This is a genomic window from Segetibacter sp. 3557_3 (genome assembly GCF_004354985.1).
In the GTDB taxonomy this organism is placed as follows: Bacteria; Bacteroidota; Bacteroidia; order Chitinophagales; family Chitinophagaceae; genus Segetibacter.
Map to the genome: position 1 here is coordinate 20,642 of NZ_SMSK01000007.1, position 14,666 is coordinate 35,307.

Here is a 14,666-nt window from a genome sequence, read left to right on the forward strand (position 1 = left end):
AGGACAACGGTGCAGCCCTTTTCCTTATGTCTATTGGCTCCCCCTTTTTCAAGTTCGGTTTAAAAGCAGTTGAATAGCCTTGTTACCGTACAAGTGAGTGACACAACGATGTTGAAAAGAGTTCCCGGCGATGGTCCCACAAACTAAATTTTTCCAGTAAGCAGAACATTCTTCGATAGTGTAAATCAAGTTTCCTTACCCCTGTTTACCACTGCCTTTCACCGTCAATTCAGTAATTGAACAGCTTCTGTTATATTTGCACTCCTTTAAAAACAAGTATAATGAAAGTAATGAAGTTTGGCGGAACAAGTGTAGGCAAACCAGAGCGGATGCGTGATGTTGCTTCCCTGATCACCAAAGATAACGATGCCAAAATTGTAGTGCTCAGCGCCCTAAGCGGCACTACCAATGCACTTGTTTCCATTAGCGATTCGCTTGCCCGTGGAGAACGAAGTGGCGCTTTGCAAACCGTTGACCAACTGGAGGCACACTACCAGACTTTCATAATCCAATTGTTGAGCACACCTGAAGCAATTGACAAAGCAAAGCAAGTGATCTCAGAACACTTCGAGTTCCTGAGAATCATTTTTAAAATTTCGTTTAGCGAAGCCCTCAACAAAGACATTCTTGCACAAGGTGAACTGCTGAGCACAAAACTGTTTTCGGTTTACCTTGATGAAAAAGGTATTGATCATATGTTGTTGCCTGCATTAGATTTTATGCAGATCGATAGCTATGAAGAACCCCGGATTGGAAGCATTAAAGTAAAGCTCAGCCAGATACTTACCGCTAACCAGCACAAAACCCTGTTTATTACGCAAGGTTATATCTGCCGTAACGATAAGGGGGAAGTGGACAATCTCAAACGCGGCGGAAGTGACTATACCGCCTCTCTGATCGCTGCCGCAATCAAAGCCGATAGTTGCGAAATCTGGACGGACATTTCTGGAATGCACAACAACGATCCACGTGTTGTAGAAAAAACAAGGGCGATTGATCAGCTTAGTTTCGACGAGGCTGCCGAGCTTGCTTATTTTGGTGCGAAAATCCTTCATCCTGCATCCATATGGCCGGCACAACACTACAATATTCCAGTTAAGTTGCTGAACACGATGGAGCCTGAAGCATCGGGAACCATCATCTTGCAGGAAGCAGGAAGCACCGGGGTAAAAGCAGTTGCTGCCAAAGACGGCATCATTGCCATTAAGATCAAGAGTAGCAGAATGCTGCTTGCCTATGGTTTCTTGCGTAAGGTGTTCGAGGTTTTCGAAAAGTACCGCACACCTATCGATATGATCACCACATCAGAAGTGGCGGTATCATTAACCATCGACAACAGGGATAACCTCGACAGTATATTACAGGAACTTGAAGCTTATGGCAACGTGGAAATTGACGACAACCAAACCATCATCTCTATCGTGGGCAACGAAATCGTGCAAACAACTGATGTTATGAAGCGGTTGTTCGAAGCCATTAACAACGTTCCCGTACGTATGGTGAGCTATGGAGGAAGCAAGCACAACATTTCGTTGTTGATACCTGCGAGTTATAAAACAGAAACACTTAAGCTTTTAAACAAAGGCATATTTGGATTATAAAATTGATGACGGGTTTGCGAACGCGAGCCGTTATTCGTATCAAAAGAGAAAGGAGGCCCCGGCCTCCTTTCTCTTTTTCGTGTTAAGTATAATCAGATCGATATGGTTATTTTATAAGATTAAAATCTTGGACAAAGCACTGCATTTTTTGAACTGTTGTCGCGGTCGAAGAAACCCGTATAAGAAACAGACATTTCGAAACCTCCCCTGCTCATTGACGCGGTGTTTAATTGCGAAACGTTCACGTCATAACTAAACCCAAGTGAAAACGGGTGATAATCGATTTTAACCATGGGTATAAAGGCGTCTTTCCAACGTAAAAACCCGCCGAGGTGAAGTGTATACATGGGGTTATCATAATCATCCCCGATCTTGTGCGAATACATTGCACCAGCCATACTTTCTTTGCTCGAGCCCTGGCTTGTTTGGTCGGCTTGTATGGTGATATAAGATACCTCATCAACAGTAAGCCGAACACCTGCAGAAAAAACCAGTTTTGGTTTTAATTCAACAGGAGGATTTGAATAGAAGGAATTTCGTGGACGATTGAAATGGTGATAAGCAAGACCAACAAAATAGTTATCCTTTTCGCGTGTACCTAACTGCGAGTTGAACGACATTCCAACGCTACCATCAAGGTAAGCAAAGTTCGTATTGGTAAAAGACTCCCCGTCCGCAAGCGCGGGGTTATACCCATTGCCATCGAAGTGGCTGTTCGTGGTCATCTTAGTTCTGTCTATCGACCGTTGTACCAGCCCGCACATAAAACCCAATGACAGGTACGAAGTTTTTTCTGTGCTTAACGACTTATGATAGTTTAGTGCGGGAAGCAGGTTTGTAGTTTTAAAATTTGTAGAACCCGCTTTGTCGTATAATACCTGTAAACCTGTTGTTAAGAAGTCGTCGCCCTGCCCTACCGGCTTCTTGTATTCAAAATCGAATGAACCCGTTTGGTAAGGAACCGACACACTGCCCCATTGGCTCCTGTATACTCCCTGGAACCTGATGTCGCCTGTATAAATACCAGCCAGTGAAGGATTACGTAATAAAGGTGCTTCGAAGAATTGTGAAAAATGAAGATCCTGTGCCGTACAGGACAGACCTGCGGCAACAAAGATGACTGCATAAAAGCATGCACGAATTAGGCTTTTCATGTTGGATTAATTGGATAGATTGGATATATCATATAACGCATACCTGTACAGATTATTGAATCAAAGTGATATTTCCTGTATATTTCAGCGGCTTGCCAGCTGAGCAACTAACCGTTACAACATAGATAAATACGCCCGCATCTGCTTTTCTTCCCTTGAACGTGCCATCCCACCCATCGGCTGCGTTGTTAACGGAAATGTTCTTGCGATCAAACACGAGCTCACCCCATCGGTTAAATACCTGCATCGATTGTATACTCATACTCCTTCCGCGAACATAGAAAACATCGTTAGCACCATCCCCATTTGGAGAGAAGGTATTTGGAATAAACAGGGTTGAATTTTCGTCGCAGAGTACCAGCACCTTCACAGAATCTTCCGCAGTACAGCCGCCCCCGTTTTGAACGGTCAATTTATAAGTTGTGGTTGTTTTAGGTGTGGCAACCGGGTTGGCACACCCACTACAACTCAAGCCTGCAACGGGCGTCCATTGGTACCGGGTAACATCTGTTGACACAACCGGAGTTAAAACTGAATTGCCTCCTGAAAGCAGGTTGATGTCGGGCCCAAGACTTACCGTTGGCTTGCTGGTAACATTGATGGAAACAAAACCGGTGTCATTGAAACAACCCAGCGTATCGTATCCCAATACTTTATAGCTGATCGATGAGTCAGGCGTGGCAACCGGGTTTGAAATCATGTTTGCATTCAGTCCCCTGTTTGGTGTCCAAAGGTAGTTTGGCGCACCTGATGCATTTAGTTGCACTGCTGTCCCAGCGCATATTGCTGTTGCGCCGGACTGTACGGCAACCTTATAAGGCTGCTGAACTTTCACCAGGATGGAATCTTCACTGGAGCAAAAACCCGACATTGCTTTCACTCGATAGATTCTGTCTTCAGAGGGGTATGCAAATGGCTCCAGACACGTTGTACAACTTAAGTTATCAGCTGGCGACCAGCTAACGGTTGTTGCCCCTGTTGAACGAAGCCTGATACTATCACCCCTACAAATGGTGGTGTCGGTACCTAGCGAGATTGAGGGAAGTACGTTGATCACGATAGCTTTCTCAACCGTAGAACTGCAGCCCCGGCTGTTCGTAATCGTTAACCGGTTTACCAGGGTGCCCGCAGCATTAAACGTTTGACCAGGCGGATTTTGAAGGTTGGAAGTTTGCCCGTTAGCGAACGACCATTGCCACCTCACGATAGCCGAAGTATCAGTTGCAACTACTGAGTTGAATGTAATTGTGGCTGGAGCACAGGCAATTGAGTCGGCCAGGATGCTGGCTGATGGAGACTTAAAAACCCGGATAAGTGATGAGGATATTACAGAATCCGTACAACCATAGGAAGATATAACCAGCTTTACCGAGTATACTCCCGGTAGCAAGTATCGATGTACCGGGTTGCTGGTGGTTGAGCGATTACCGTCGCCAAAGTCCCAGAGATAAGAAAGCCTTCCAACAGAGGTACTCTGGTCAGTAAAAACAACAGTACCACTGTCGCACAACTGTGTTTTGTCCACGGTGAACCTGGGCAATAATCTTTCCGCGAAAATGGTATCCGTTCCTGAAAAGGCTATTGTACAACCGGAATTATCCTTGAGTAATACCCTCGGCAGATAAGTACCACCGGAGCTGTAGGTATGAACGATGGTGGAATCATTGCTTGCTACTACTACGCCATCATCAAAGTCCCAGGTGAAATTAGCAGCACCATTGGTTTCTGCCTTAAAGGACACCTCAACGGGCGAGCAGCCAATTTTTGGTGAATAAGTAACAACGCCATACGGACCCGCAATTTTTAAGGTTTGAAAAGCCGAGTCTTTGCAACCATTGGCACTTATTACAACAAGCTTTGCAATAAAGTCGCCGGGAACCGCATATACCTTAGCGGGGTTTTTAACGGCAGCAAATGAACCATCCCCGAATGACCAGTTCCAGCTAACATTTCCAACGCTACTATCCCGGAAGTTAACCTGTAGGGGTGCGCAGGTGGTCATGCTATCGCTCACCCGGAAGCGGGCAAGCGGCCTGTTGGTTTTGATGTAGTTTGTACGGGTAAACGTATTTGCACAGCCTGTTGCAGTTGTTACAGTGAGCCTGACAGAGTAAGAGCCGGTATCGCTATACCGATGAAGCGGGGTTCTGGCATTGCTGGTGGTGCCATCACCAAAATCCCACGCATAGCTGGCGATCGATCCTGAAGAAAGATTGGAAAAGGCAACTTCTTCACCAGGGCAGCTTACCGTATCAATCGAAGAAAAGTTAGCCTTTGCTTCAAATGATCCAACAACATTTATTCGGCTCACAGTGTCGGAACAGCCACTTTGGTCCTGCACCCTCAACTTCACACGATAGCTACCTGTTGACGCGTAAACATGCCTGAATGGTCCAGCGGTTAGGGTTTCAATCGATCCGTCACCATAATCCCAGGTCCACCTGTTTACGCGGTTAACGCCGTCGTTAACTGTCGAGTCCAAAAAGTCGATGGTTGTTCCCGAACAGCCATTGATATCGCTTGAACCAAACCATGGAGTTGGGCCATTAACGCGTACAAAGTTTGGTTTGATTATCGTGTCTGTACAACCGGCGCGGTCTACGGTGTAGGCTTTGAACGTGTAAGTACCCGAGGTGTTAAACTGCCGGTTGTAAGTAGCGCCTGAACTCTGATAAACGTTGCTGCCATCAAAGTTCCAATAATAACCGGCGATCAGTTCAGGATGAGGATGAATTATACTAATAATTGCACTTTCGCCCTTACATAGCGTGTCCTTCGATATGGTAACGTTTACAGGCACGGAGGAGGCAACAACATTTTGATACGAGGTATCGTTGCATGAATTATTTGTGGTTATCAGCCGAACCTGGTAAACTCCGGGGGTTGAATAGGTATGTACCGGATTTACAGCTGTTGAGGTAACTCCATCGCCAAAATCCCAATGCTGCGTTACGGCAGATATAGAATTATTTTTGAAGTTTATGGTGCGTCGTTGAGCACATTCGGGCTGCGCAGTAAACCGCGACACAGTTCCCCTCACCGTAATAAACCCAGGTTTTGTTAAGCTCGAAACGCAGCCGCTAGAGGTAACCACGAGCCTTACGTCAAACTTCCCGGTATCCTTATACTGAGTAACAGGGTTGGATGTAAACGCATTTTTGCCATCACCAAATTCCCATGCATAAGTTAACGATGGGCCGGAAACAGCAGCTGCAAAAGAAACGGGACTTCCCGCGCAAACCATTGTAGGATTTGCGGTGAAGTCCACCACAACAGGTAAACCCACTCGTATGGAATTCGGGAACACCAGGGAGTCGGTACATCCACTATTTGTTACCAAACGGACTCTAAACGTATAAACCCCAGGTGTCGTATAAGTGTGAGATGGATTTTGGCCGGTGGTTGTATAGCCATCACCAAAATCCCAGGCTATCGATGCTATTCCATCAAGCGAAGTAAAGGAAGCTATCGGGCTAAATGTATAAGGGGCACATCCATTCGATGGCAGGTTGAAAACACCCAATGCTGCTGGTATTATCTGAACAAATGAGTCGATCTTCTGTACAGATGAACAACCATTGGCATTCGTGGCAACCAACCTGACGTTGAAATAACCTGCTTTTGTATAGGTATGAGCCGGGTTCTGCTCTGTCGAAGTGGCCCCATCACCAAATTCCCATTGCCATTTTACGATACCTGAACCGCTTGCCTGGAAGTTTACCGTGAGTGGGGTCTTACAACTTTTTGTAACCGGGGCAGTGAAGCTCACTGCCGGGCTATCGATGATGACCACATTCTTGAATGCAGAATCACTGCAACCAATAAAATCGTTTGTCATGCTAACCCTATAGGTTCCGGCGGTTTTGTAGGTATGCCGCACGGTAGAACTGGTGGAAGTGGACCCGTCACCCAGGGTCCACAATATATTAACCGGTGTTGGGGTAGATGTTACATTAAAGGTGGCAACCTGGCCGATACACAAGCTATCGGGCCCGCTAAACCGGGTAACCCTGTTGGGCAGCGAAACAGTTTTCCTGATTGTATCGCTACAACCATTACCTGCTGCTACAATGAGGGCTATGGTATAATTGCCAAAGTTGGTGTAATTGTGCACCGGATTGGCGTCGTTGCTTACGGGGGTACCGTCGCCAAAATCCCAGCTATAACTTACGTTGCCACTTGCAACCGTTTCGTTTTTAAAAGGGATGGAAACAGGAAAGTTGCAATAAACCGGGGCGTTAAAAGAGAAGGCTGCTTTGGCACCGCCAACAGTTATATAATTCGGCCGGAACAGCACATTGGAACAGCCTACATTATTCGTTACCTTAAGATAGATGCCATATGTTCCCGGTGACGCATAAAGGTGCGATGGATTCTTCTGGGTGCTTGTGGTACCGTCACCGAAGTTCCATTCCCACTGGGTTACGTTTCCACCGGAGGCATCGGTAAACCGCGCCTCAAATGGCAGACATCCGGACGTATCCGTTGATGAAAAATCTGCAATAGGCACCGGATGTGCCGTGATATAATCTGTTTTGATGACCGTTGATGAGCCTGCAGCGTTTGTAACTGTAAGCGTAACGGTATATAACCCGGGAAGGAAATAAGAAGTAACAGGATCTTTTACATTGGAAATGGTTCCGTTGCCGAGGTCCCAGTTCCAGGAAGTTGGATTATTGGTCGACCGGTCAGAAAACTTCACAATTAGCGGGGTGCAGCCTGAAACTACATCTGCTGAAAACTGTCCGACGGGCTGTTGTGTATAGGCGAAGAAAGGGGCCAGAAGACAAATCAGGAAACCAATTAAACCATGTAAACCTCTGCCCATAGGCGGTGAAATTATCAGAAAACTACAAAAAAGCAATAAGCTACCAAAAGATAACTTATTGCCTTTTTGTTATGTATTCTGACTCAATCGTTTACCTCAAAAGCGTAACATTTCCTTTAATCGGGAAAATAGCCCCATTCTCACAAATTACATCCGCAATAAACAGGAATACATCTGCATTTTGTTTAACACCGTTAAAGGTGCCATCCCAACCCTGTGAAGCATCATTTGCATTTGTTGCTCCTCTTTCGAATACTACCTGGCCCCAACGGTTAAATACCCTGAACGACTTAATGCTGAAAACACCTTTACCACGTGGGTAGAAAACGTCGTTTGCACCATCGCCATTCGGTGAGAAGGTATTTGGCATAAAGATGTTTGCGTTGTTACAAAGCACCTGTACAGTTACCTGATCCCGTGCGATACAATTACCATCATTTGCCGCGATAACCGTGTAGGTAACGTTTTGCGTAACGGATGTGGTAGGGGAAGCGCAGGTAATACAATCCAACCCAAGGGAAGGCGACCATTTCCATTTAGTGATATCGGATGATGCGGTAGTTCCTAACTTAAGTGTACTTCCAACATTTAAAGTAAGTACACTGTCGCCATTGATTTCAACTTTTGGCATGCTGTACACCTTCATATCTACGTAACCGGTATCGGTAAAGCAGTTTTTATCGTCCGTTCCGATTACCTGGTACCTGACACTTGACTTTGGGGTTGTTGTAGGAGTAGCTGCTGTTGGATTATTGAGGTACAGTGCCGGTGTCCACTGGTAGCTGCTTGCTCCCGATGCGCTTAATTTAAAACTTTGGTTGTCGCAAAGGGTGTCGCCACGCCCCACTGTCATCTTAAATGGTTGCTTTACCTGAACAGTAATCGAGTCTTCACTGGTACATCCAAATATAGTCTTCCCGGTTACCCGGTAGGTTATTGCACTCAGCGGCCTGGCAGTTGGTGTGTTACAATTGTTACAATTAAGTGTAAGGTGTGGTGCCCATAAATAGGTATCGGCGCCTGTTGGGTTAAGCTGCAGTGTTTGTCCACGGCAAATCTCTGTGTCAGCACCCGCATCAACAACAGGTTTTGGTTGAACAGTGATGGCCAACAACGATGTATCGCTGCAACCATCCATGTTGGTGGCAATAGCCCGAACATTATAGTTTCCGGCGGCTGAGTAATACTGTGCAGCGGGGTTTGCCAATGTTGAGGTTTGTCCGTTATCGAAACTCCAGCTCCATGAAAGCGAGGCAGTATCTTTTTTAACAACAGTGCCCTGGAAAGGAAATGCAGCCGGCTCACACGCAGAAGTATTACCCGTGATTCGGATATCCGGGCTGCTAACCACTTTGATGTACTTCTGTTCTGTTGCGGTTGCCACACAGCCCGTTTGGGTGGTTGTGGTTAGTGTCACCGGGTACCAGCCAGTAGCTTTATAATTGTGAACAGCCGATTGCTTTGTTGATGTAGTTCCGTCACCAAAGTCCCATTTATAAGAAGTAATAAGGTCATTTGAAATTGTAGAGTCGGTAAAAGAAACCAGACCGCTGTCGCACAATAATCGATTGTTTGATGTTACGAAAGTTTCTACGCCCATTACCCTGATGGTGTCGGTTCCTGTTACCGGAACTTTGCAACCTGATGCATCTTCAAGAATGATCTTGGGTATGTACATCCCGGTTGAACCGTAAACGTGTGACATAGCCGTTTTGGTGGAGAACACTGTTGTTCCGTCGTCGTAGTCCCAAACATAGTTCACGCAATTTTCTGTGGTAGCAGTAAAATCAACCTTGGCAGGGTTACAGGAAACCAGCGGATTATAGCTGATTTTTCCTCTTGGGCCCTGGATAACAATCTTCTGAATGACAGTATCGGTACATCCGCCGTTATTGATCGCCCACCTTTTTACATAATACGTTCCAGGATAGGTATACAAGTGAGATGGGCTCAATAAGGTAGATACACCTCCGTCGCCAAAGTCGTAGCCATGGTTGGTAAAGTTGTTGGTTGTTGAAGAAAAGTTAACGAGCAATGGTGGACAGGTTGAAAATGAGTCGCTCATTGCAAAAGCGGCGTTTGCCTTAAAAACACTCACCTTACTGCTCATTGAGTCTGTACAACCATAAATGTCGGTTACTCTCAGGCCAATGGTGTAGTTGCCGTCAGCAGCATAACTGTGCAGAGGCTGATTGGTTGTTACAACATTGCCGTCGCCGAAGCTCCAAACCTGCTTAAGGTTCATGCCCCAGGATTTATTCGTAATGTCCAGGGTTGTTGCAGGGCAAAGCATGCTGTCCCTGATGGTGAAAGATGCAAGAGGACGGGTGATGTTCAGTACATTACTTTTGAATATGCTATCGCGGCATCCCCGGCTATCAGTAACTACAAGACTGATGCTGAATGTACCCGGGTTTCTGAAGCTGTGCAGAAACGTACCACCATTATTTCTTACGGTAGTGTCGCCATAGTTCCATGTCCACTGGCTTATTGGATGAAGGCCATCGCTTGAAGATGTATCCGTAAATGTAACCCCGGTGTTTACGCAGGTTCCGGGAATGAAGGTTTGAAATCCTGCAGTAGGACCATATACGCTCACCGGTGCACTACTGTAAAGGGTGTCCTTACAGCCAAGCAAATCAGTAATTATTACAGCAACCTGTTTAGTACCCGAAGTGGTGTAACTGTGCGTTACCGGGGTTTGATTGGTGGTTCTCATGGCATTTCCAAGACCTTCAAAATACCAGTTGTACGAGGCGATATTTGAAGTATTGATATTTGCAACGTTAAACGTTAGTTGTCCGTTTCGGCATACGACGGCATCACTGATGCTTAAGTTACCTTTTTCATTAATTAATGTAACGGTTTGGGTGCTGCTGTGCTCACAGGTTGCATTGGTAACTTTAAGTGTTACAAAGTATGCTCCTGCTTTTGCGTAAGTATGGGTTGGGCTGGGAACGGTTGATGTTGAACCATCACCAAAATCCCAAAACCAGGTAGTCGCCCCAATAGATTTGTTTTTGAAAGTACGCGTAAGACGGTCAGTACAATCAAATTGTGTTTCAAACACAGCCACCGGTGGCCTTACCCGTATGTATTCGACTTTCTTTACGGTATCCATACAGCCGAAGTTTGAGGTAATCAACTGAACATCAAACTTGCCCGTATCAGCATAATTATGCACCGGGTTTTTCAAAGCAGAAGTACCACCATCACCGAAGCTCCAAAGCCAGGAGTGAACTTGGGGGCCGGTTGTCTCGTCTTTAAAAACTACGGCCACCTGGGCACATACATCGCGTGGTACAGCTGAAAAAGCAGTCAGGGGTTTATGACCAACCTGCACGGCCTTTACCTGCACAAGTGAGTCAACACAACCCGGAGCAGTCGTAATTCTAAGCTTTACCGTAAAGTCGCCTGCGGTTGTATAAGTATGATTTGGTGTAGCCAGGGTTGAAGTAAAGCCATCTCCAAAATCCCAGAAGTAGCTGGTAACAGGTTCGTTGGTTTCGATCACCGGTTGCACCGATAAAGTGTACGGTAAACAAGCCTTCGCCGGAAAGTCTCCAAGCTTTTTTATGGATGGCGGAACGATTTTAACGAAGTTGAATTTAACCGTTGACTCAGAACAGTTTTGGGAACTTGTTGCGGTCAGCGTAACGGTAAAGGTGCCGGCACGTGTATAGGTATGTACCGGGTTTACATCATTGGAAGTAACACCATCACCAAAGTCCCATATGTACTTGCTTCCACCAACAGATTTGTTGGTAAAGCTTACTATCAGAGGTGTTCCACAACTGTTGTTATTTACCGCGGTAAACGCGGGTACCGGCTTAGCTATAATAACGATTGTTTTGGTAACGGTATCCTTACATCCTCCGAAATCGTTAATAAGCGTAATTTGATAAGTACCACCGGTTCTGTAATCTTTTGATGGATTTATGCTGGTAGAAGTAGTACCATCGCCAAAGTCCCATTTGGAGGAAACAGTAGTTGGATTTGAGGTGTTGGTAAGGACAAACGTTTGGCCGGCACAGATGGTATCAGGTTTGGTAAAGTTTGCCTGCACAACACCAATGTTTATGGCATTGGTTTTTACCAGCGTATCGGCGCAACCAGTACTGTTTGTTACAATCAGGGTAACCGTATAGGTACCTGCCTTTTGGTATAAGTGATTTGGATGTTGGAGCGTGGAGGTGCTACCGTCACCAAATAACCATTTATAGTTTACTGACCCTGTTCCGATCGACGTGTTATTAAAGGTTACTGCTGCCGGTGTTGAACAACCGGAAGTAGTGGAATGACTGAAAGCAGCCTGAACACCTGTTTGTAACCTGATAAATGCGGGCCGTGTAAACAACTTTACACAACCATTTGAATTGGTTACCCTTAACGTGACTGTGAAATTACCGGGGCCGGTATAAGTATGTTTTGGATTTTTGAGCGACGATAAAGTACCATCTCCAAAGTCCCACTGCCAGTTTGTTAACGTACCCGAACCGGCAACACTGCTGTCTGTAAACTGTACAGGTAAAGGAAAACATCCTGTTGAATCGGACGCTCCAAAGTTTGCTTCCGGATTAGCATTTACCACGATATATTGGGTGCGTACTACTGAATCAACCCCACTGGCATTGCGTGCCACCAGTTTAATGGTGTATGCACCAGGATTGAAATAAGTTGCTGTAGGATTTTGTAACGACGAGAGTGTCCCGTTTCCGAGGTTCCATCTCCAGCTGGTAGGGTTACCGGTGGAAAGGTCTTTGAAATTGACCACCATGGGAGAGCAACCGGAACGCAGATCTGCAGAGAAATCAGCCGTAACCTGCTGTGCTTTGGCTGCATGGACAAGGAGGAGCAGTGTACACAGTTGGCATAATTTGAACACTGCCGTTTGGAATGGTTTCATAGAAATTCTACTGGATTGGTTATTCAAAATTGGATATCGGAAAACAACGCTTCCTGATCAATTACTATAAACCCGTTTCCAGGAATTTTATTTTATACCATTGTCTTTTTACGGGAATTTTTAGCAGATATTAAGCTATACCAGCGCAAAACGCAGGTTTACAGCACCATCGAACCGTCCAATTTCCGGAAAACTTTTCCAATAGTTGGATTGGGGGTCTGCATTGAAGGCATGGCGGATTGTGGATTGGCGGATTGCGGATTGGAGAAAGGTGGTAAGGGTATTGGGTATTGAGTGATTGGGTATTGAGGTATTGGGGATTGAGACAATGGCGGATTACGGATTGGCGGATTGCGGAAAGGTAGTATGGGTATTGAGGTATTGGGTATTGGGTATTGGGTATTGGGTATTGGGTATTGAGGGGTTGAAGAAGAAATTTGAAGGCTGCTGTTTCGGGTAGCAACGGGGTGAATTCCGGGTATTACCAGGTTAGTTGAGGGTTTACGTATGATATGGTAGTGGGGTTTTGGCTGTCATTTGTTTTCAAGAGCGTAGTTTGGAGCGCAAGTAGTCCACAAAAACAGTGCTGTCGAGCCCTTTGCCGGTTACCATCTTGCAAAGTTCTTCGCTCGTATACCTGCGGCCATGTACATGTATGCGGGTGCGTAACCAATCGAGCAGCAAGGCGCTTGAACCGGTTGTGGAGAGTTCATTTGTTAAGGCCGGGATGTCGTCGTTTACCTGTTGCCAGAATTGTGCGGCGTAAAAGCTGCCCAGGCTGTATGTAGCAAAATAACCAAAACTGCCATGGCTCCAGTGAACGTCCTGCAACGCACCTTGCCTGTCATCGGGAACCTTTAGCCCAAGTAGCTTTTCGTATTGCTCATTCCAAAACCCCGGAACATCAGCGGCATTCAGGCTGCCTGCAATAAGTTGTTTCTCGAGTTCGTAACGGATCATGACATGGAAGTGGTATGTAAGCTCATCTGCTTCGGTTCGTACAAGCGATGGTTTAACCTTATTGACTGCGTTGATGAATTGCAGTATACCCACATTGGCAAACTGGGCAGGAAATCTATGTTGTAAGATGGGATAATACCAGGTCCAGAAAGGCAATCCCCTTGCGACATTATTCTCCCACAATCGCGATTGGGATTCGTGAATACTTAACGAGGTATATTCTCCCAAAGGAAGCCCGTACTGAATTGATGGTAGTCCCTGCTCATATAAAGCATGACCAACCTCGTGGATGGTACTCCAGGTCATGTTATAGAAGTCATTTTCACTTATCCTGGTGGTAATTCGTACATCCCGGTTATTGAAGTTGGTGCAAAACGGGTGCTCTGCAATATCCTGCCGGCCAGCTCCGAAACTGAACCCAAGTTGTGTTGCAAGGTATTGACCCCATGCCCACTGCTCGTCTTTTGGAAAGTGCTGTTGCATGAAACTGTCGTCCGCTTCGGGCCGTTGTTGTACTTCGTTCAGCAAGGCCCGAAGCGGACCTTGTACATCAGCGAAAATCTTGTCGGCCAAATCAACCGTACTGCCCTTTTCATATTCATCCATCAGTGCATCGTAGGGGTGTTTTTCGTAGCCCAACAGTTCTGCCTCCTCTCGTTTAAACCGGATCACTTCTTCCAGGTAGGGCTTGAATACCGCGTAACTGTTTTCTTTGCGGGCAAGTAGCCAATGGTGAAACGATGCCGAAATGGCTTCGCTCCTCGCGCGCACAAATTCAGGAGTGAACTTTTTTGACTTTGTATAGTCTTCCAGCGAAAGTTCAACATTCCTGCGTTCTTCGGGAGTTAATTCTGTTCTTTCAACGAGATTGCTAAGCAGATCGCCAAACGAATGGCTGGTGAACATCTCGTGTGCGATTTCGGTGAGGGTAGCAATCTGCCGACCCCGGATGTCTGCTCCGAGTGGCGGCAGGTAAGTTTCCTGATCCCACTGCAATACAGCCAATGAATACCGGACGTCGGCGATCTTTCTCATCTGATCGCAATAGCTGTTATAGAGGTCTGTTGTGGCAGTACGAATGTTCATGAGCTGATAATGTGGGAGCGCAAAGATATTGATAATGATTTTTTCGTTTATGCCCGTTAATTACCGGAAACATTGCTCAACAGTGGTTTGCCGTACAAGCGAGCGTGGCAACGATGTATCATCAATGAACC

The 14,666-nt window shown here is 46.0% G+C and carries 5 protein-coding genes; 1 reads left to right on the plus strand and 4 read right to left on the minus strand.

The window, feature by feature from the left end; translation table 11 throughout:
* The first annotated feature begins 281 nt into the window (after nt 1-281).
* The gene (locus tag EXU57_RS12330; RefSeq protein WP_133268524.1) at nt 282-1,601 is read left to right on the plus strand and encodes an aspartate kinase; all 1,320 of its coding nucleotides are present in this window, start codon (nt 282-284) and stop codon (nt 1,599-1,601) included.
* Nucleotides 1,602-1,720: 119 nt separating this feature from the next.
* Here the strand turns inward: EXU57_RS12330 and EXU57_RS12335 are convergent, their stop codons facing one another.
* The 4 genes from EXU57_RS12335 to EXU57_RS12350 all read right to left on the minus strand — a co-directional run bounded on the left by EXU57_RS12335 (nt 1,721) and on the right by EXU57_RS12350 (nt 14,535).
* On the minus strand, nt 1,721-2,755 hold the full coding sequence (locus tag EXU57_RS12335) for a PorP/SprF family type IX secretion system membrane protein (protein WP_133268525.1): 1,035 nt from the start codon (nt 2,753-2,755) through the stop codon (nt 1,721-1,723).
* A 52-nt stretch (nt 2,756-2,807) separates the two neighbouring features.
* A complete protein-coding gene (locus EXU57_RS12340; protein WP_133268526.1) occupies nt 2,808-7,583 on the minus strand; it encodes a PKD domain-containing protein in 4,776 nt (1,591 codons plus the stop codon).
* 91 nt (nt 7,584-7,674) lie between these two features.
* Nucleotides 7,675-12,489 (minus strand): PKD domain-containing protein, encoded by a 4,815-nt coding sequence (locus EXU57_RS12345; protein WP_133268527.1) that lies wholly within the window; start codon nt 12,487-12,489, stop codon nt 7,675-7,677.
* A gap of 543 nt (nt 12,490-13,032) precedes the next feature.
* Complete coding sequence (locus EXU57_RS12350; protein ID WP_243745584.1) at nt 13,033-14,535, minus strand: carboxypeptidase M32; 1,503 nt, start codon at nt 14,533-14,535, stop codon at nt 13,033-13,035.
* Nucleotides 14,536-14,666: the final 131 nt, after the last annotated feature.